Annotated in this window: 16 protein-coding genes, 1 tRNA gene, 2 pseudogenes and 1 riboswitch; of the genes and pseudogenes, 3 read left to right on the forward strand and 16 right to left on the reverse strand. The window is 66.0% G+C overall.

Going from position 1 to position 19,575, the window contains the following annotated elements; translation table 11 throughout:
* Window positions 1-2: 2 nt before the first annotated feature.
* Entirely contained in the window at window positions 3-1,295 is a 1,293-nt protein-coding gene (locus AC0V7N_RS20235) for an efflux RND transporter periplasmic adaptor subunit (RefSeq protein WP_475450210.1), read from the reverse strand.
* A gap of 101 nt (window positions 1,296-1,396) precedes the next feature.
* Between AC0V7N_RS20235 and AC0V7N_RS20240 the strand changes: the two genes are divergently transcribed.
* Both AC0V7N_RS20240 and AC0V7N_RS20245 read left to right on the forward strand, forming a co-directional pair.
* Window positions 1,397-2,305, forward strand: a complete 909-nt coding sequence (locus AC0V7N_RS20240; RefSeq protein ID WP_475450211.1) for a PhzF family phenazine biosynthesis protein — start codon at window positions 1,397-1,399, stop codon at window positions 2,303-2,305.
* Between the two features lie 107 nt (window positions 2,306-2,412).
* Window positions 2,413-2,488: transfer RNA gene (locus AC0V7N_RS20245), tRNA-Lys, on the forward strand.
* 78 nt (window positions 2,489-2,566) lie between these two features.
* On the opposite strand, the gene AC0V7N_RS20250 is transcribed toward AC0V7N_RS20245, so the two are convergent.
* The 8 genes and pseudogenes from AC0V7N_RS20250 to cbiE all read right to left on the reverse strand — a co-directional run bounded on the left by AC0V7N_RS20250 (window position 2,567) and on the right by cbiE (window position 9,703).
* Complete coding sequence (locus tag AC0V7N_RS20250) at window positions 2,567-3,304, reverse strand: hypothetical protein (RefSeq protein ID WP_475450212.1); 738 nt, start codon at window positions 3,302-3,304, stop codon at window positions 2,567-2,569.
* Between the two features lie 23 nt (window positions 3,305-3,327).
* On the reverse strand, window positions 3,328-4,338 hold the full coding sequence (gene cobT, locus AC0V7N_RS20255; RefSeq protein WP_475450213.1) for a nicotinate-nucleotide--dimethylbenzimidazole phosphoribosyltransferase: 1,011 nt from the start codon (window positions 4,336-4,338) through the stop codon (window positions 3,328-3,330).
* A gap of 39 nt (window positions 4,339-4,377) precedes the next feature.
* Window positions 4,378-5,151 (reverse strand): adenosylcobinamide-GDP ribazoletransferase, encoded by a 774-nt coding sequence (gene cobS / locus AC0V7N_RS20260; protein WP_475450214.1) that lies wholly within the window; start codon window positions 5,149-5,151, stop codon window positions 4,378-4,380.
* A 48-nt stretch (window positions 5,152-5,199) separates the two neighbouring features.
* The gene (locus AC0V7N_RS20265; RefSeq protein ID WP_475450215.1) at window positions 5,200-6,513 is read right to left on the reverse strand and encodes a cobyrinic acid a,c-diamide synthase CobB; all 1,314 of its coding nucleotides are present in this window, start codon (window positions 6,511-6,513) and stop codon (window positions 5,200-5,202) included.
* Window positions 6,510-7,328, reverse strand: coding sequence for a uroporphyrinogen-III C-methyltransferase (cobA, locus tag AC0V7N_RS20270; RefSeq protein WP_475450216.1), 819 nt, complete (start codon window positions 7,326-7,328; stop codon window positions 6,510-6,512). The genes AC0V7N_RS20265 and cobA overlap by 4 nt, the downstream gene beginning before the upstream one ends.
* Window positions 7,325-8,089: a precorrin-4 C(11)-methyltransferase gene (gene cobM / locus AC0V7N_RS20275; protein WP_475450217.1), complete on the reverse strand. Its 765-nt coding sequence runs from the start codon at window positions 8,087-8,089 to the stop codon at window positions 7,325-7,327. The genes cobA and cobM overlap by 4 nt, the downstream gene beginning before the upstream one ends.
* Entirely contained in the window at window positions 8,086-8,472 is a 387-nt protein-coding gene (locus AC0V7N_RS20280) for a cobalamin biosynthesis protein (RefSeq protein ID WP_475450218.1), read from the reverse strand. Before AC0V7N_RS20280 ends, cobM begins: the two co-directional genes overlap by 4 nt.
* Window positions 8,469-9,703: pseudogene (gene cbiE, locus AC0V7N_RS20285) on the reverse strand (precorrin-6y C5,15-methyltransferase (decarboxylating) subunit CbiE). Before cbiE ends, AC0V7N_RS20280 begins: the two are co-directional and overlap by 4 nt.
* Before the next feature lies 1 nt (window position 9,704).
* On the opposite strand from cbiE, the gene AC0V7N_RS20290 reads away from it, so the two are divergent.
* Window positions 9,705-10,472 carry a cobalt-precorrin-6A reductase gene (locus AC0V7N_RS20290; protein ID WP_475450220.1) on the forward strand — a complete coding sequence of 256 codons (768 nt, stop codon included), beginning with the start codon at window positions 9,705-9,707 and terminating at the stop codon, window positions 10,470-10,472.
* On the opposite strand, the gene AC0V7N_RS20295 is transcribed toward AC0V7N_RS20290, so the two are convergent.
* From AC0V7N_RS20295 to AC0V7N_RS20325, 7 genes and pseudogenes are all read right to left on the reverse strand, one after another.
* Window positions 10,436-11,200 carry a precorrin-3B C(17)-methyltransferase gene (locus AC0V7N_RS20295; protein ID WP_475450221.1) on the reverse strand — a complete coding sequence of 255 codons (765 nt, stop codon included), beginning with the start codon at window positions 11,198-11,200 and terminating at the stop codon, window positions 10,436-10,438. The genes AC0V7N_RS20290 and AC0V7N_RS20295 overlap by 37 nt on opposite strands.
* Complete coding sequence (locus AC0V7N_RS20300; RefSeq protein ID WP_475450222.1) at window positions 11,197-11,955, reverse strand: precorrin-2 C(20)-methyltransferase; 759 nt, start codon at window positions 11,953-11,955, stop codon at window positions 11,197-11,199. Before AC0V7N_RS20300 ends, AC0V7N_RS20295 begins: the two co-directional genes overlap by 4 nt.
* The gene (locus tag AC0V7N_RS20305; protein ID WP_475450223.1) at window positions 11,952-12,584 is read right to left on the reverse strand and encodes a precorrin-8X methylmutase; all 633 of its coding nucleotides are present in this window, start codon (window positions 12,582-12,584) and stop codon (window positions 11,952-11,954) included. Before AC0V7N_RS20305 ends, AC0V7N_RS20300 begins: the two co-directional genes overlap by 4 nt.
* Before the next feature lie 2 nt (window positions 12,585-12,586).
* On the reverse strand, window positions 12,587-14,080 hold the full coding sequence (gene cobG, locus AC0V7N_RS20310; protein WP_475450224.1) for a precorrin-3B synthase: 1,494 nt from the start codon (window positions 14,078-14,080) through the stop codon (window positions 12,587-12,589).
* Window positions 14,077-17,722: pseudogene (locus AC0V7N_RS20315) on the reverse strand (cobaltochelatase subunit CobN). Before AC0V7N_RS20315 ends, cobG begins: the two are co-directional and overlap by 4 nt.
* A 120-nt stretch (window positions 17,723-17,842) precedes the next feature.
* A complete protein-coding gene (cobW, locus tag AC0V7N_RS20320; protein WP_496627211.1) occupies window positions 17,843-18,880 on the reverse strand; it encodes a cobalamin biosynthesis protein CobW in 1,038 nt (345 codons plus the stop codon).
* Window positions 18,877-19,311, reverse strand: a complete 435-nt coding sequence (locus tag AC0V7N_RS20325) for a DUF1636 family protein (protein ID WP_475450227.1) — start codon at window positions 19,309-19,311, stop codon at window positions 18,877-18,879. Before AC0V7N_RS20325 ends, cobW begins: the two co-directional genes overlap by 4 nt.
* 38 nt (window positions 19,312-19,349) lie before the next feature.
* Window positions 19,350-19,554, reverse strand: a riboswitch (cobalamin riboswitch).
* Between the last annotated feature and the right edge of the window lie 21 nt (window positions 19,555-19,575).

Genomic DNA, 19,575 nt, shown 5'->3' on the forward strand with positions numbered 1-19,575 from the left:
AATCAGCTCCGCTGCTGCGAGGCGGTGATGACCTGCGCGCCTTCCTCCAGGCCGGACGTGATTTCGGTCAGTTCGCCATCGGTGGAACCGATCTTGACGTTGACCGCATGCGGCCGGCCGTTCTCCAGCACGTAGAGCGTGCGCGAGCCATCGGTGGGGGCAGCTGCCGCCTGACGCTGGCGATTGCCGCCTGGGCGACCCATGCGGCCGGTGAACAGGTCGCTGAGGCTCCACGCGCGCGCCGCCTGCTGCACCGGGCGGTAGCGGAAGGCGGTGGCGGGCACGGTGAGCACGCCCTTGGCTTCCCTCGTGACGACAGAAACGGTGGCGGTCATGCCGGGGCGCAGCAACAGCTCGTTGTTGTCGACCTCGAGCCGCGCATTGTAGGTGACGACGCCGTCGGTCGTGACCGAAGCATAGGAGATGTCGCGGATCTCGGCATCGAACGGCCGCTCCGGGAAGGCATCGACGGTGAAGCGCGCGTGCTGGCCTGACTTGACGGCGCCGATATCGGCTTCGTCGACCGCCGCCACCAGTTCCATGTTCCTGAGATCAGCGGCGATGATGAACAGCACCGGCGCCTGCAGCGAGGAGGCGACCGTCTGGCCGGGGTCGACCGAGCGCGTCAGCACGATGCCGTCGATCGGCGCGTAGATCGTGCTCTTGGCAAGGTCGGTCTGCTGCGCCTTGAGGTCGGCCTGGGCGATGGCGAGATTGGCTTGCGCGCTATCGAGTGCTGCCTTGGCGCGGTCGCGCGTCGCGGTTGCCGCCTCGAGCGACTGGTCCGTCGCCATGCCGCGCTTGGTCAAGGCCGCCGCGCGCACCAGCGCGCTTTCGTTCTCGGCCAGTGTCACCGTGGCGTCTTCGACATTGGCTGCGGCGCCCTTGGCGGATGCCTCGGCGCGTTCGATCTGGACCTCGAGTTTCACTGTATCGAGCGTCGCCAGCACGTCGCCCTTCTTGACCCGCTGGTTCTCCTCGGCGGAGACCGAGCGGATGATGCCGGACAGTTCGCTGGAAATGTCGACCTGGGTGAGCGGCTGCAGCGTGCCCGTCGCCGACACCTGGACGGTAAGATCGGCCTTGGCGGCCGGCACGGTGGTGTAATCGATCTTGGCCGGCGTGCCCGCATACCATTGGTAGAGGCCAAGACCAGCGGCAAGCACGATCAGGGTCAGCAACGCATAGAGCCAGCCACGCCGGCGCGACTTGCTCCGCCCGTTTTTATCGAGCCCAAGCGCCGTCTCGATGGCGGAATCCGATCCCGTCTTTGGCGGATTGACAATCTGGTCCACGTCGGACCCCTATGATGCGTAATGTCCCTATCTGTGCACAGATCAGGCTTACTGGTTCAAATATCAAATTAAATTTCGCCCATGTTGGGAATGAGGCAGGAATGCAAACCCGGAATTACTTGCTTTATGATGTGTTTACGACCGAGCGACTGGCCGGCAACCCCCTGGCCGTGGTGTTGGATTGCAAAGGTCTCGACACGGCCGCGATGCAGGCCATCGCGCGCGAATTCAATCTGTCCGAATCGGTCTTTGTGCTGCCGCCGGACAATCCCAAGCACAAAAACCGCATCCGCATCTTCACGCCCGACTATGAAATGCCGTTCGCCGGCCATCCGACTGTCGGCGCCGCGATCGCGCTGGCCGAACTGGCCGGCGAGGGCGGCGCCGGCATTTTCGTGCTGGAAGAGAATATCGGTCCGGTGCGCTGCGCCGTCAGCACGCATGATGGCGCCACCTTCGCCGAGTTCGACCTGGCGAAATTGCCGGAGCCTTTGAAGTTGGAGGCCGATCCGCAGGCGATCGGTGCCGCCCTTGGCCTGGCGCCGCATGAAATCGGCTTCGAGAATCACCGCGTCGCCTTCTGGTCGGCGGGCGTGCCCTATGTCACCATCCCGGTCGCCAATCTCGAAGCGGCGGGCCGCATCCGGCTGGACAACCAGGCGTGGTCGGAACTGGCGCCGCGCAAGAGCGACTGGGCCTTCGCCAGCCCCTATGTCTATTGCCGCGAGACGGTGAACCATGAAAGCGCGTTCCATGTGCGCATGATCGTGCCCGGCACGCCTTCCTATGAGGATCCGGCGACCGGTTCGGCGGCGGCCGCCTTTGCCGGCGCCATCATGCATTTCGACGGCCCGACGGACGGTATTTCACAGCTGTGGATCGAGCAGGGGCTGGAGATGGGCCGGCCGTCGCGCATCCGCCTCGAACTGACCGTGCAAGGCGGAAAACTGGCCTCGGCGCGCATTGGCGGCCATGCGGTGAAGGTGGCGGAAGGCAGGCTGTTCGTGTGACCATCTGCGTCACTTCAGCGATTTGTCGGGAAATGATTCCGGCAGGGCTAGACATGACCGATGGTGGCGGCTATATGCCCGCCAACGCCGGTTTTTGCCGGCCGAGTGGGTGCGTAGCTCAGTTGGTAGAGCAGCTGACTCTTAATCAGCGGGTCCACAGTTCAATCCTGTGCGCACCCACCAAATTCTTCAAAAGACTTGGTGGAAAGACCCTAAAAGCGGGACGTTTCGCTGCCGTCCGTTGGCAGCATCGCTCGACTGTTATTGTACAGTTGGTCGCAGATAGGTGAGAATCGCCCGGGTTATTGCGATGACGCCGTCGACAGCTTCGAAGTCTCTCTTGCTTTTGCCGACCGTCCATTCCAGCTCGGGAGCTTCCGGCAACTTGAGCGCCCGATTTATTCCCCAACCTGAGAGCATACGGAGTTCAAAGGATGTCGGCTCGCCAAGCTCGTAATAGGGAAAGCGAAAATACAGCCAAACCGGCCCGCCATATCCAAGCTTGAAGGTCATGGTGACCGAAACATTGTGACCAAATCTGTCTTCAAAAGCTCCGCCAAAACTGAGGTCTCGGGCATCATAGCTCTGCCATTGCCTCGTCAACCCCAGAGCGCTCCATGTCTTAAGGGTATGGGTTTTCAGTTCCTTGCGATTAGGGAATTTTGTCATTTCAGGAGTTAGACGGGTAGGCGGATCACTGTAGCCGGTTTCAGTTCTCCACTCTTCCGCAGCGTTGCGGAGATCTTCAAAAATTTGGATGGTTCTCCGATCCGGGTGGTCGAATCTGATCGAAGTCCGCCACTGAGAAATCATCTCACGCAGTTCTTCGACCGTATGGCCCGATCGCTCCGCCCAATCCTCCGTAGCCAATATCCATGGTGAGTCGTATTTCAGGCCCGCAAAAGCTCCGATCTTTCGATCGAAATCTCTGACAATCTGCGCGTAAATATCTCGAAGACCCTGTTTGGGGTCTCCGAATATCTGCGAGGGCTCGTTCATCGGGCAATCCGGGCGTTGCGAACCTATTTCTCCGAGACCCCAGCTTCGGCAAAGCTCGCCATCCTTGCATGGCATTCCAGCGCTGAGCGGACGATGTTGACGGCGAGGCAGGCGCCGGAGCCTTCGCCGAGCCGCATGCCGAGATCGAGCAGGGGCGGTAGGCTAAGCGCTTCGAGCAGGCCACGATGACCGGATTCGGCCGAGACATGGGCCGCGATGGTGTGCGCGAGGCCGGTTGGGTGCAGCTTGGCCAACGGGGCTGCGGCGGCGGTGCAGACGAAGCCGTCGAGCAGCACGGGTATGCCGAGATGGCGGGCGGCAAGCGTGGCGCCGAAGATGGCGGCGAGTTCGCGGCCGCCGAGTGCAGCCGCAATGCCCAGCGGATCGGCGAGGGCAGCGGCGTGGCGCTTGAGACCGGCTTCGATGGCGACCACCTTGCGCTTCAGGCCGGCATCGTCGACGCCGGTTCCACGTCCGGTCCATTTTTCGGCACCGCCGCCGAACAGCGCCGCCGAAATGGCGGCGGCCGGCGTGGTGTTGCCAATGCCCATTTCACCGAAGCAGATCAGGTCGAGATCATCAGTCACCGCGTCGTAGCCGGCCGAGACAGCGGCGAGGAAAGCCTTGTCATCCATTGCCGGCACTTGCGTGAAGTCGCCGGTCGGATGGTCGAGGTCGAGCGGAATGACATCGAGTTCGGCGCCGGCGATGCGGGCGAGCTGGTTGATGGCAGCACCGCCGCCTGCGAAATTCGCCACCATCTGCACGGTCACTTCGGAGGGAAAAGCCGACACGCCTTGCGCGGTGACGCCGTGATTGCCGGCGAAGACGAACACCTTCACACGGTCGAGTTTGGGCATGTCGCGGCCCTGCCAGCGCGCCAGCCATGCGGCGATGGTTTCCAGCCGGCCGAGGCTGCCTTGCGGCTTGGTGAGCGTGTCCTGGCGGCGGGCAACCGCCTTTGCAGCGGTATCGCTGCCGGCCGGCAGGTCGAGGCAGGCTGCGCGCAATTCATCAAGGGATTTGAAGGGCATGGGGGCAAAGTCTCCGGAAGGGAATCAGACCAAGGGGGATCAAGAGAGGGCTACGGAAGCGATGAGCAGCACCCCGATTTCGCTCACCTGCTGCAAGGCGCCGATCGTGTCGCCGGTCTGGCCACCGATCTGGTTGAGGCAAAGGGCGTGGAAGGCGGCAAACAGCAGGCCAAGCAGGATCAGCGCGGCGATGGCGCCGCCGAGCCCAAGCAGGAGGAGCGGGATCGCGCCGAGCACGGCGCCGGCGATTGCCGTTTCCAGCGAGACGGTGCCGGCGCCGGCCGAGAGGCCGTCGTCGCGCGCCGGGGGCAAGAGATGCATGAAGGCGCCCAGCACGCCACGCGAGGCCGCGTGCGCAGCTACAAGGGCAAAGAGCGCCTGCGTGGGGTCGACCAATTGCGACAGCGCGCTCCAGCGGATCAGCAGCGACAGGGCCAATGCCATGGCGCCATAGGCGCCGATGCGGCTGTCGCGCATGATCTCCAGTTTGCGGCCACGCGATTTGCCGCCGCCAAAACCGTCGGCGACATCCGACAGCCCGTCCTCGTGCAGGCAGCCGGTGGTGAGCACGGTTGCGACAAGGGCAAGGGCCGCCGCTGGGCCCATGGCAAGGCCAAACCTCTCCGCCGTGGCAAAGACGATGGCGCCAATCAGGCCGACGACGAGGCCGGCAATCGGGGCGGCCCAGATCGCGGCGGCAAGGCCGCGGCCGCGAAAATCGAAGACGGGGAGCGGCAGTCGGGTGAAGAAGACGAGGCAGAGCGCGATGTCGTCGACGATCTGTCGTGGCGAAACGATGATGTTGCGGACCATGAGCCTGATCTTTTGCGAAAACCGGTCGCCATTTTTCGGCATCTTGTTCTAGCCCCTCGCAATGGCGTGGAAAAAGGTGCCACTGACATGGCCGCGCTGGTAGCCGGAGGCGCCGATCGGATTGCCCTGGCCGTCGGCGAGGTCGGCCAAAGGCTCATCATTGCCGGTGGCGGTCATTTGCGCATAGTGGAATTCGTGGCCACGGATCAGCGCACCCGCGGAGCCCAGGGGGCAGTCGGCGCGCAGCCGTGCCTCGCGGTAGCCGAGGTTCATCTTGCGCTTGGCGAAGCTGGTGGAATGGCCGAGCAGGCCGAGCATGCGATGCGTTTCGCCCGATGCATCCTCCAGCGCTTCGCCAAGCACCATGAAGCCACCGCACTCGCCGTGAATGGGCTTCGTCGCGGCAAAGCTTGCCATGCCGGTTTTAAACGTCTCCGACGCTGCGAGCTTGCCGGCGTGAAGCTCGGGATAGCCGCCGGGCAGCCAGCAGACATCGCAATTTTCGTCGGGTGCCTCATCGGCGAGCGGCGAGAACGGAACGATCTCCGCGCCGGCCTTGCGCCAGTAGGCGGCAACATGCGGGTAGAGGAAGGTGAAGGCGGCATCCTCGGCCAGCGCGATGCGTTGGCCCGGCGGCTGCAGCGCGCCGGCGAAGTCGCCAGACGCCGGGGTGAGGGGCGTTGCCAGCCTCATCACGGCATCGAGATCGAGCGACTTCTCCGCCATGTCCGCCAGCCGGTCGAGATGCGCCATCAAATCATCATACTCGCCGGCCTGGACAAGGCCGAGATGGCGTTCGGGCAAATTGAGCGTGGGATCGCGCAAGATGGCGCCAACGACGGGCAGGCCGATCGCTTCGATGGCGTCACCGGACAGCCGCCGGTGGCGCTCGCTGCCCAACCGGTTGAGCACGACGCCAGCCATGCGGACATCCGGATCGTAGGTGGCAAACCCCTTGGCCACGGCCGCCGCCGTGGTCGATTGTCCGGAAACGTCGAGCACCAGCAGCACTGGCAGGCCATAGAGCCGGGCGAGGTCTGCCGCCGAACCGGTGCGGCCCGGCGCGGCCGGAATGCCGTCGAACAGGCCCATGGCGCTTTCAAGGATGACGAAATCGGTGTCGTCGGCCTGTTGCGCGGCCAGCGCATTGAGCAGCGATGGCGGCATGGCCCAGCTGTCGAGATTGACGCCGGACAGGCCGGTGGCGGCGGTATGGAAGCCAGGATCGATATAGTCCGGGCCGGATTTGGCGCCGCGCACTTTCAGTCCACGCCGGGTGAGCGCGCGCAGGATGCCGATGGTGACGCTGGTCTTGCCCGAGCCGGAGCGCGGCGCGCCGATGATGATCGCGCGTGCCGTCATGCCTGCCCCATCAATGCCGCGCGCATGGCGACGATGCCGCCGACGACGATCAGCGCCGGCGAGGCGAGGCCTGCGGCGGCGGCTTCCTCGGCGATAGTGGCGAGCGTGGCGACGACGGTTCGCTCCTGCGGCGTCGTCGCGGCGACGATCACCGCCGCCGGCGTCGACGGCGCCAGCCCACCGTCGAGCAGAGCGGCTGCGATCAGCGGCAGATTGGCCATGCCCATATAGACCACGACAGGCTGGCCGGTGCGGGCGATTGCCGCCCAGTCGATGTCGTCATCGGTGCCGGCGGCATGGCCGGTCGCCAGGATCACCGCCTTGTTGATGCCGCGCATGGTGGCCGGGATGCCGGCCGCGGCCAGCGCGCTGAGCCCCGAGGTCAAGCCGGGCAGCACGCGGAACGGGATGTTTTCACGCGCCAACGCCAGTGCCTCTTCGCCGCCACGGCCGAAAATATAGGGATCGCCGCCTTTCAGCCGGACGACGCGGCGGCCGTCGCGCGCCAACCGGACCAGCAGGGCAGTGATGTCGTCCTGCTTCATCGACGGTTTTCCGCCGCGCTTGCCGGCAAAGAACAGCTCGGCGTTTGCGGCCACCGCGACCACATCAGGCGAGACCAGCGCGTCATAGACCAGCGCATCCGCTTCGGCCAGCGCCGCCAGCACTTCCAGGGTCAGGCAGCCGGGGTCACCGGGACCGGCGCCGGCCAGCCAGACATGACCCGGCTCAAGCGGGCGCGGCTTGAAGTTCAGCCGGGCGAGCGCCTGTTCGAGCGTGGCGTTTTCGCCGTTGGTTTTGGTGCTGCCGCTCACAATCCGTCCCGTCCGCGAAAACGCCGCTGATAGTGGGCGTCGTACAATGAACTCTCGCCAAAGCCTTCCGCCGCCAGCGAGCGGCCGACGAAGATGATCGCGGTGCGCTCCATCGGATCGGCGGCAAGCTGTGCCTCGATGGTTTCCAGCGTTCCCGTCAGCACGCGCTCATCCGGCCAGGAAGCGCGAAAAACGATCGCGACCGGGCAATCGCCGCCATAATGCGGGGTCAGCTCCGTGACGACGCGGTCGATGGCGTGGATGGCGAGATGAATGGCGAGCGTGGCGCCAGTGCGGCCGAAACCGGCCAGCGTTTCGCCGGGCGGCATTTTCGACGCACGCCCGGAGACGCGGGTCAGCACCAGGCTTTGCGCGATCTCGGGGATGGTCAGCTCGCGGCGCAGTGCGGCGGCGGCAGCGGCGAAGGAGGGGACGCCCGGCGTCAGTGTGTAAGGGATGCCGTGTTTTTCCAGCCGGCGGATCTGCTCGGCAACGGCGCTCCACACCGACAGGTCGCCGGAATGCAGCCGGGCGACGTCATGGCCGGCCTTGTGGGCCTCGATATAGGCGGCCTCGATCTCGTCGAGCGACATCGGCGCGGTGTCGATCAGCTTTGTCCCTGGCGCGCAATGCTGCAGCAATTCGGGCGCGACGATCGAGCCGGCATGCAGGCAGACCGGGCAGCTTGCCAGGAGCCTGGCGCCGCGCAGCGTGATGAGGTCGGCGGCGCCCGGACCGGCGCCGATGAAATGGACGGTCATTCAGCATCTCCGCTGATGGCGATGGCGCAGGTGACCGGGCCAAGCACGGTGCGGGGGCCAAGCAGCCTGGCGCCCTTGCCGGCGACGGCAAGGGCCGATGCCTCGGAAACCGAGGGCGTGCCGGCCAGATCCTGCGAGAGGCTGGAGCTGCTGAGCGTGTCCGGCGAGGCGGCTTGAAGTGCTGCGTCATCGACGACGATGACCGGAAGGTTTAGCGCGCGGCCAGCGGCGGCGATTGCGTCTTCATCCTTCTTGAGCGTGGCGGTCGCCAGCGCAGAAAGCGCCGTCATCGCCAGCCCATGCTCTTCGAGAGCGGTCTCTATCGCGGCAAGCACGTCTTCAACGCTCACGCCTTTGCGGCTGCCGATGCCCGCGACCATCATGGCTTCACCCAGCTCCACTGCGTGACCGGCATGGCCGGCCGCCAGGCCTGCATCGATCCAACGGGCGAGGCGCGCGAAATGTTGATCCGGGTGAGATCGCCACCGAGCTTTGTGTGCTGCGCGAGAAGCAGGGCTTCCATCTCCAGCGTCACCGCATTGGCGACCAAACGGCCGCCAGGGCGCAGCGCCTTGATGGCGGCCTTCAACACGCCGGTGTCGCTGCCGCCGCCGCCGATGAAGATCGCGTCGGGCGTGTCCAGCCTCGCAAGCGCCTTGGGCGCGGTGCCTTCCACCACGACAAGGCCAGGAACGCCACAGGTAGCAGCGTTATGGCCGATGCGGGCGGCACGGGTTGGGTCGGCCTCGATGGCTATGGTGCGCATCAGGGGGTGGGCCAGCATCCATTCGATGCCGATGGAGCCGGAGCCGGCGCCGATGTCCCACAGCAGTTCGCCGCGCCTCGGCGCCAGCGACGACAGGGTGATGGCGCGGATTTCGCGCTTGGTGATCTGGCCGTCATGGTCGAACAGATGATCGGCAAGGCCAACCGTGAGCGGCAGCACGCGCGCTTGCGGGCTAGAATCAATTTCGATGGCCAGCACGTTGAGCGGATTGATGTTTTCGAGGTCGAAGGCATCGGCGCGAGCCGTGCGCTGCGTTTCCTTGGCCCGCCCAGCGCCTCCAGGATCGTCAGCCGCGAGGCGCCGAAATCGAGTTCGGTGAGCAGGCGGGCAATTGCCGTCGGTGCTTCGCCATCGGATGTCAGCGCCAGGATACGCGCGTTGGGCTGCAGCAGCGGCCGGATCAGGTCGAGCGGCCGGCCATGCAGCGAGACGGCCTCGATGTCCTGGAGCGCCCAGCCAAGCCGTGCGGCTGCCAGCGAAATGGCCGACGGCGCCGGGATGACATGCATTGCCTGCGGCTTCACTTTGCGGGCGAGGGTGGCGCCGACCCCGTGGAAGAAGGGATCGCCGGAGGCGAGCACGCAGACTTTGCTGCCGGCAAGCGCCAGCACGTCGCTCATTCCCGCATCGAAAGGGACCGGCCAGGGGCAGGGCTTGCCCTTGGCGAAGGACGCGACGAGCGCCAGATGCCGCTTGCCGCCGAAGATGAACTCCGCTTCGGCGATCCTCCGCTTGGCCTCGTCGCCGAGACCGGCTAAACCGTCCTCGCCGATGCCGACGATGGTGAGCCATCTTGAGTTGGCACCGCGCGGACCCTCAGCAGGCATGATGACCCACCGCATTCTGATCCTCGGCGGCACCACGGAAGCCCGGCAACTGGCCGGCAGGTTGGCTGTCCGCAGGGATTTCTCCGTCACGCTGTCGCTGGCCGGCCGCACCGAGAACCCGATCGCGCAGAACGTGCCGACAAGGGTCGGCGGCTTTGGTGGTGCTGGCGGACTGGCGGCTTATCTCAATGACATGCGGATCGATCTGCTGATCGATGCCACGCATCCCTATGCCGCGCGAATATCGGCCAATGCCGCGCAAGCGGCACGCATGGCCGGCGCGCCGATCTTCGCTCTGCGCCGTCTGGGCTGGGAGCTTGTCGAGGGGGATCGCTGGACTCAGGTTGATGCGGTCGGCGAGGCCGTGCAAGCGCTTGGACCGGCACCGCGCCGGGTTTTCCTGGCGCTGGGACGGCAAGAGGTCGCCGCGTTCGAGGCGGCGCCCCAGCACCATTATCTCATCCGCAGCGTCGACCCGGTCGAGCCGAAGCTGGCCGTTCCGGACGCTGACTATCTGCTGTCGCGCGGGCCGTTTCGGGAGGACGACGAACGCATGCTGCTCGGAAACCATCGCATCGATGTCGTCGTGTCCAAGAACAGCGGCGGCGCGGCGACCTACGGCAAGATTGCCGCCGCAAGGGCGCTGGGCATCGAGGTGGTCATGGTCCGCAGGCCGGCCTTGCCGGACGTGCCTTCGGCTGAAACCGTCGAAGCGTTGGCCGCGATGATCGATCATTTTGTCGAGCCCGCTGCCGATCGCGGCGTATAGACCAGCGCCGGCCTGTCGCCGCGCTTGATGATGCGGGTTTCCGGCGAGCCGATGATGATGCAGGTCGCCATGTCGGCCTTTTGCGCATCGACGTCGGCCAGCAGAAACACCTCGATGCGCTCGTCGGGACGGCCGGCGGCGCGGCCGAAAATCACCGGCGTGGTGCCGGGCAGGATCGCGGCCAGGCATTCGAAGGCGCGGCCAAGCTGCCAGGGACGGGCCTTGCTGATCGGATTGTAGAGCGCGATGACGAAGCCGGCGCCGGCCGCAGCCAGCAGGCGCAGTTCGATCAAGTCCCACGGCTTCAGATTGTCGGACAGCGAGATGGCGCAGAAATCATGGCCGAGCGGCGCGCCGATGCGGGCGGCGACCGCCAGCATGGCAGTGATGCCGGGTATGACAGAAACATCGACCGCGCGCCATTCGGCCGGGCCGGCCTCGATCGCCTCGCAGACGGCCGCCGCCATGGCGAAGACGCCGGGATCGCCGCCGGAGACGACGGCGACATCATGGCCCTCCGCGGCCTTGGTCAAGGCATCCTTGGAACGGGCGAGTTCTTCGCGGTTGTCGGAGGCGACGCGGGTCTGGTCGGGGCGCAGATCCAGCCGGTCGAGATAGGGCTTGTAGCCATAGAAGAATTTTGCTTGCGCGACGGCACGGCTGGCTTCCGGGGTGACCTGATCGGCATTGCCGGGTCCAAGGCCGATGACGGTGACGCGGCCGCTCATGCCTGCGCTCCCAAAGCACCTGGGCGGCCGGACCAGCCGGCGACCAGCACAATGGCGAAGTAGGGCGCCTTGTCATCCTGCTTGTCGGCGAGCTTCATCGAGACGCTGCCGGCCATGGTGCCGCGCTCGACATAGACGGCGCGCGTCAGCTTGCCGGTGGCTTCCAGCGCCCGCCTGATCTTGGGCAGGTTGCGGCCGACCTTCATGATGACCGCGGCGTCGGTGTCGGCGAGGCGACGCGTCAGCTCGAATTCGCTCATCGTACCAGGCAACACGGTCAGCACGTCGTCGCCCTGGACGATCGGCACACCGGTCTGCGACCAGCAACCGGACATGGCGGTGACGCCGGGGATGACTTCCGTGGGGAAACGATGGGCGAGGCGCACATGCAGATGCATGTAGGAGCCGTAGAACAGCGGGTCGCCTTCTGACAGGACGGCAACCATCCTGCCGGCGTCGAGGTGTTCGGCGACCTTTGCGGCCGACTCCTCGTAGAAACCCGTTATCTGCGAGCGGTAGTCGTCGTGATCCTTGTCGATCTCAGTGGTGACGGGATAGAGCAGCGGCAGTTCCAGCATGTCCGGCCGGAAGCGCGCTTCGACGATGGCGCGTGCGTTGCTGTTGTTGCCGCGCTTGGCGAAATACGCCACGACATCGGCCTCGGCCAAGGCCCGCGCGGCCTTCAGCGTCAACAGTTCGGGGTCGCCGGGACCTGTGCCGACGCCGACGAGACGGCCTTTTGGAAGCGCGTTCACAGGCCTGGCCTCGCCAGCGAGTTGAGCGCGGCCGCGGTCATGGCGCTGCCACCCAGCCTGCCGCGCACGATGGCGTAGGGCACGCCATAGGAATTCTCAGCCAGCGCATCCTTGGATTCGGCGGCACCAACGAAGCCGACCGGCATGCCGATGATGGCGGCCGGCTTCGGCGCGCCATCGCGCAGCTTTTCCAAGAGGTAGAACAGCGCGGTCGGCGCGTTGCCGATGGCGACCACGGAACCGGCCATGCGTTCGCCCCACAGGTCTATTGCCGCGGCCGAACGGGTGTTGCCGATCTCCCTGGCGATGTCATGCGTGCGCGGGTCGCGCAGCGTGCAGATCACTTCGTTGCCGGCCGGCAGGCGGGCGCGGGTGACGCCGTGCGAAACCATCTCCGCGTCGCAGAAGATCGGCGCGCCGGCGGCCAGCGCCTTGCGCGCGGCGGTGACGAAATCAGGCGAGAAAACAAAATGGCTTGATGCTTCGACCTGGCCGCAGGCATGGATCATGCGGATGGCGACATCAGCCTCGGCTTCGGAAAAACGCGAGAGGTCGGCCTCGGCGCGGATGATGGCGAAGGAGCGCTCGTAGATCGCCGTGCCGTCGTGAATGTAGTCGTAGGCGGCCATGCTCATTTCCGTTTTTCAGTTTGGGCCTGTCGGTAAGCCTCGGCGATTGCTGCCGGCCCGAGCCTTGTCAGGCAAGCGGCGGCGGTTTCGCCTTGATATCGTGCGCTGCGGATCATCGCCGCGACGCGGCCAATGCCGCGCGCGGCGTCATAGCCCGGCCTGTAGCCGGCAGGAAGGGCCTTTGCCGTCGCGTTCACGACAAGTCCGGCTCCATTTTCGCCGCCGATGATCGTGAGCGCTGCCGAACCGGGGTGCGCGCAGCCCTTGGCGCAGCCGGAAATGTGCAAGGTGAAGTCGAGGATGTCGGCGTTTTCGGCGGCGATCGTTTCGGCAATGTCGCGTGTGGCGATGCGGCCGGAGGCGCAGGCCGGCGTGCCGGGGCAGGCTGCGATGCGGGTGCGCGGGTCGGCGGGGGAGGTGACGAAGCCGAGGGTGGAGGCGGTGGTTTGGAGGAGTTCGTTTGCGGTTGTCGGTTGACCGAGGAAGAGGAGGGCGCGGCCGGGCGCGAGGCGGATTTCAGTGGTGCCGAAGGTGAGGGCGCTTTTTGCGAGGCTGATGATCTTGTCCGCAGGCATGCTGCCATAGGGGAGGCCGATGCCGAGGGCGAAAGTGTCGCCGGCCAAGGGGAAAAGGCCGATAGGTTTGCGCGAGGCCCCCCCCTCTGTCCTGCCGGACATCTCCCCCTCAAGGGGGGAGATTGCGCTGTCACCGATGGTTTCGCCAATCTCTGGTGTTTTTAAGGAAAAGCCGGCGTCGAAGCTGCCGATCTCCCCCCTTGAGGGGGAGATGTCCGGCAGGACAGAGGGGGGCGCCTCGCGCAAACCTATCAAGCATAGCCAACCCGCCAGAGACACCAACTGCCGCTCCGACAAGTCCCTAGCATGCGCTTCGCGGCCTTTTTCAGCGACCATCCTCAGTGCTGCAACGGCTATGTCCCTGGCGGCATCCGCATCGATCGTTGCCAGTACCTTCGCGGTCTGGCCGTCGCCGGCAACCGATACACTCCAGACGATGTCATTGTCGGCCCGCGCCGCCTTCAGCCGCACATCGGCCGTCACCTCATCCATTGTCAGTTGCCCACCGCCGTCGACAACCACCGAAACCTTTGGGCCTAGCCGTTGCGTCAGCCCAGCGTGCTCGACCGCCGCCCTGATCCGCTCAGCCAGCGGCCGGGGATCGGCGATCTCTTGCGGGTCGATGCCGGCTAGCGGCCCGGTCTCAACCGGCACGCCAGTGCGCACCGCAATGCCGAGCGCATCGACCTCCGCCGCCAGCAGTGCAGCACTTGCCGCAGTCAGCCCGCGTATCTGCAGGCTGCCGCGCGCGGTGACTTCCATGATTCCATTGCCGTGCCGCAAGGCGGATTCGGCGAGTCCGATCAAAAGCTTGGGCGACAATCCTCCCGAGATGGGGTTGAGCCGGACCAGCAGCCCGTCGCCGGTCTGCATCGGCGCCGACAAAGCCGGGCAGACGCCGCGGCGCGAGAAGGCGTTCATGCCGCCACCCCGAGCGCCTCGGCCTCGGCAATCAGCGCGGCGAGGTCGTCGTCGATGGAATTTCGCAAGGGATGCCAAAGGCCGCGCCGGCGAGCCGACAGGAAGCGCTCGGCGATGACTTTCGCGGCGGCCGGGTTTTCACGCAGGATGAAGGCTCGAACCTCTGGATCGCCGACATAGGCGTCATACACGGCCTCGATCAGCGCACCCGATATGGCATGGGTGGTTTCGGCAAAGCCGACTAGGCGGTCGACCGTCTCGGCGAATTCGGAGGCGCCGCGCGGGCCGTGGCGCATCTGGCCTGATATGAAGCGCGCATTGACGGCGCGGGCGCGCACGACGCGTGATACGGCCTCGCCAACCGAGCGCGGCTTCGGCTTTTGTGGATCCGTGGTGTCGAGCACGATGACGTCGGCGTTCCTGCCAAGTGCTGCAAGCGCGGCCGAAAAACCGCCGATGAAGGCGACGTCGGCGGAGCCTTCGAGGATGTCGCGGCCGGGGTCGTCGCCGGTATGGACCAGAAGGTCAGCCTCGGCGATGCGGCCCTCGAAGGCGCCGGGCGCCGAGATGCCTTCGCCGCCTTCGCCACCATAGGCATGCGAGGTGGCGTCGAGATAGGCGCGGCCGATCTCTTCACGCGCGCCCCAGTCGCCACGGGACAAAAGATCCTCGACGCCGGCGCCGTAAGTGCCGGGCGAGGTGCCGAAGATGCGGGGGCTGATCTTGCCGTCGGCGCGGGTTCGGGCCGCGAGCGGGTTTTCCGAATCGTCCTCGTCGCGCGCGGCGACGGTGTTGGCGGCGGCATCGATCAGGGCGATCTGGGTCGGGAACATGTCGCGGAACAGGCCCGATATGCGCCAGGTGACGTCAACGCGTGGCCTCCCGAGTGCCGCAGGTGGCAGCACCTCGATGCCGGTGATGCGGCCGGTGGCGGCGTCCCATTGCGGCCGGCAGCCCATCAGCGCCAGGCCTTGTGCGATCTCCTCGCCGCCTGTGCGCAGCGAAGCCGAGCCCCAGAGGTCGATGACCAGCGAGCGTGGCCAATCGCCATGCGATTGCATGTAGCCGCGCACGATTTCTTCGGCTGCCGCGCGGCCGAGATCATAGGCGGTCGGCGTCGGCATGGTGCGCGGGTCTGAGGTGAATAGGTTGCGGCCGGTGGGCAGCACATCGGAGCGCCCCCGCGCGGGCGCGCCGGCTGGACCAGCCTTGACGTGGCGGCCATCCAGTGCGGCAAGCAGCGCCGCCTTTTCAGCCTCGGCACTTTGGCGGCGGATGGCGTCAGGCTCGTCCTCGGGGGCGCGGCCATAGATGTGCAGCCCGTCCTTGATGGCAAAATCCTTGAGGTCGCAGAGCCAGGCATCGATGCGGCGCAGCGCCTCGTCGGGTGCATCGGTCCTGGCGACACCGGCTTCGGAGGCGAGGCCGGTCTTTTGCGCGGTGTCGACGATCAGCTTGGCGAGGCGGTCGCGGCGGCGGCGGTCGAGGCCGTCAGCCTGGGCGTATTCGTCGACCAGGCGCTCGAGCTTGTACTGGTTTTCATCCAGACCGGCGCCGGTCAGTGGCGGCGGCAGATGACCAAGGGTTACCGCGGCAATGCGCCGCTTGGCCTGTGCCGCCTCGCCAGGGTTGGAGACGATGAAGGGATAGATCACGGGTAGTGGGCCGGTGACGATCTCGGGGAAGCAGGTTTGCGAGAGCGCAACGGTCTTGCCGGGCAGCCATTCCAGCGTGCCGTGGGCGCCGACATGGACCAGCGCATGGACGCCGAGCGATTTGCGCAGCCACAGGCCGAAGGCGAGGAGGGCGTGGCGGGGTGGGAGTGTCGGGTCGTGGTAGTCGGCGCGGCGGTCGGCGGAGCGGCCGCGATCGGGGGCGAGAGCGACCGTGATGTTGCCGAAGGTGGCGGCGCGGAAGGGGAAGTGGGCGGCGGTCTTTTGTGAAGGTTTGCGCGAGGCCCCCCTCTCTGTCCTGCCGGACATCTCCCCCTCGAGGGGGGAGATTGGCAGTTCGGGCGCCGGATCTCCCTTTGCAACGGCCGCTATTGGCGAGGGCGGTGATGACGGCGTGATCTCCCCCCTTGAGGGGGAGATGTCCGGCAGGACAGAGGGGGGCTTCGCGCAAACCTGTCTCTTCTGCCTTGCCCCAAGCAGCTTCTACCGCGGCTATTGCCGCTGTCGGCAATTCGATCGAGAAGGCAGTGTAGTCGTCCAAGGCCAACCCGTGGTCGGTCATTTCCAGCATCCGCAGCAATTCACGCGGCGTTTGCGGAATCCCCTCAACGGCATAGCCCTGTTCGCTCAGGTCATGCAGCATGGCGAGCACACTCGACGGGACATCAAGGCCGACCGCATAGCCAGTCCTGCCAGGCGCGCTCGGATAGTCCGGGATTAGGATGGCGAGCTTGCGTGTCGCTCGGGCCGTCTCCTGCAACTTGATGAACGCCGCCACACGGTCGGCCACCTGCGCGACCCGGTCCGGCTCCAGCCGGTTGGCGAAGGCGCGGTGGCCGAGGGCCGGATCGACATCGCTCTCGCCCTTGAAGGAAATGGCGCCGGCGAGGATGCGGCCGTCCAACTCGGGCAGCACGACATGCATGGCAAGGTCGGCCGGCGCCAGGCTGCGCTGGTTGTTTTCCCAGACATCGCGACGGGTGGTGGCGACGATGACCTGGAAGACGGGGACGCCGGCGCGGTCGAACAGGGTTTCGACGCCGGGTTCGGCACCGGAGGCGAAGGCGGTCGCGGTGATGATGGCGGCGGGGTTCATGGATGCGATGGCGGTTTCCACGAAGGCCAGCGAGGTCGGGTCTTTCAGGCTGGAGACGAAGATCGGGACCGGGGCGATGCCGCGTTGGCGGAGCGCTTCAAAAAGGGCGTCGATGGGCGCGACATCGGCGGCGAGCAGCATCGAACGGTAGAACAGGATCGGCACGACCTTTCCCTCCCCCTCGAGGGGAGGGTGGCCCGCAGGGCCGGGTGGGGTCGGTGCGACCGGGCGCGACGTTTCTTCGAGTTGGCGCGCTGTGGAGAGGACCCCACCCCCGGCCTGCGGCCGGACCCTCCCCTCGAGGGGGAGGGGAACGACGCCGCGTGTGGGCTCGTAGTAGCCAGCTTTTGGCACTGCGACCGGCTCGACAATTTCCGCCTGCGCCCCAGCCAACCTTCCCAGCCGCAGCACCAGCGCGCTCATATTGGCCGGGCCGCCCTCGCGGAAATAGCCGAGCAGGCTATCCAACTCCTCGCGCGGCAGCGTCGAGGCTTCGATCAGGCGCAGATCCTCGTCATGGCTTTCGCCTGGAAGCAGCGCGAGTTTAATTCCGCGCTGGCGGGCCGTCGCGGCAAGCTGGTCGCAGCCGTAGCGCCACCAGTCGTAGCCACCGAGGATGCGCACCAGGATGATCTTGGCGTGGCGGGCGACGCTGTCGATCCAGAGGTCGACGGACATGGGGTGGCGCAGGTCGCGAAGTGCCGCCAGCCGCATCGAGGGCAGGCGGCCGGCATCGGCCTTCCATGCCGCGGCCAGTCCGGCAAGGTCGCTGCCGGTGAAGGACAGGGCCACGATATCCGCCGGCGTCTGCCGCAGATCGACCGGCTCGGCGAGGTCGTCGAGCGAGGCGGAGGTCGTGGTGAGGATATGCATCGCGGCTCTAGCGCGGTTCACCGTTTCACGGAACGGCGAACCGCTCTATCTCCTTGTTTTACGCAATTCCTGTGGGAAAGCCGTGAAACACTTTTCCTGGAATTGCTAGGGCGGTTTGCGTCAGCCGGCGAGTATACGCTCGATTGCTGGGCGGTTCAGCCCCTTGAGGCCGATGACGACGAGGCGCGAGCGGCGGTCGTCCTCAGCCGTCCAGGCGCGGTCATAGTAATGATTGACGCGTGGGCCGACGGCCTGCAGCAAGAGCCGCATCGGCTTGCCGCCGACCTCGACGAAGCCTTTCACGCGCAGCACGTTTTCCTGTTCGGCGGCGGTGGCGACGCGCTTTGCCAGCTCGTCTGGATTGGCGATCGAGGCAATGTCGACGATGAAGGTGTCGAAGTCGTCATGCTCGTGGTCGAATGCGCCGTCATGATGGGATTTGCGGTTCTCGATGTCGTCCTCGACGGCGAGACCGAGCCCGAGCAGAACGGAAGGATCGACCTTGCCATGCGACGTCGGCACGATCTTCACGGCGCGGGCGGAATGTTCATTGATGATGGCGTTGGCGCGGGCCGAGCCGGGTGCGTCCATAAGGTCACTCTTCGACAGGATAATCAGGTCGGCGCAGGCGATCTGGTCCTCGAACACTTCCTCGACCGGGTCGTCATGGTCGAGACTGTCATCCCCGGCGCGCTGCGCCTGCAGGGCATCCATGTCGTTGGCGACGCGGCCCTCGGCGAGCGCCGGGCCGTCGACAACCGCAATGACGCCATCGACGGTCACACGGCTCTTCACGCTCGGCCATTGAAAAGCCTGGACCAGCGGCTTGGGCAAAGCGAGGCCCGAGGTTTCGATCAGGATATGGTCGACCTTCGGCGTCAGCGACAGGATCTTGTCGAGCGCCGGCACGAAATCGTCGGCCACGGTGCAGCAAATGCAGCCATTGGCGAGTTCGACGATGTTCTCCTCCGGGCAGGTGTCGATGCCGCAGCCCTTGAGAATCTCGCCGTCGATGCCGATGTCGCCAAACTCGTTGACGATGATCGCGATACGCTTGCCGCCGGCGTTTTCCAGGAGATGGCGGACCAGCGTCGTCTTGCCGGCGCCGAGGAAGCCGGTGACGACGGTGCAGGGAACACGGGAGACGGAAGCGGTCATGGTTGGTCCTTCAGCATGTCGAGGGGTGGAATGCGGGCCACGAGGCCGCGCTTGAGGGAATCAGGCCGGCCGCGCCAAGGGATGAGGCCGTCCGTCGATGTGGCGAAGAGCTTTGCGCCGGTGACAAGGTCGGCGCCGCTGGCCGCGGTCAGGTCGCCGAACACATAGCTCCAGCAGCCGTCGCGCAGGATCGCGGCACTGAGGCGGCGCTTGCAATTGCCGAGGCATTCGACCGTGCGAACGCGGATAGTGTCGGCCGCTGCCGCGCGGCGCGTATCTTCGGCCAAAAGTTCACCGGCACGGGGATGGGCGTCCGAGCCGGATTCATCGCGGCAGGAGGCGCAGACAATGACGGTGACGCCGGCCAAAGCATCGCCGTCGGCGGACGAAATATCCGCTGTGCCAGCCGAAAAACTGCTGTTGTGGTCCAAAAACCGGCTCCTTGCCCGGAAACCCGCCGGGCGATCGGATTATGTTGTCGCAGACGGCAGGTCTCCTGGCTCGCGGGTCATCGCCTTGGGTGCCGCCTTCCCGGGAACCTCCCAGTGGCTTTCGGCCTTGGCTCTTCGCTTACAGTTGCGGGGACAGCCGCGGATTTGAGATCGAAATCCCGCACCGCATTCCCTCTTAGCCCTTGCCGTTGCGGGCAAGGGACCGTCTGCAGCGGATTTAGGCTTTTGCAGGCAGCGGTGTCA

This window comes from Mesorhizobium kamtschaticum (assembly GCF_056174585.1).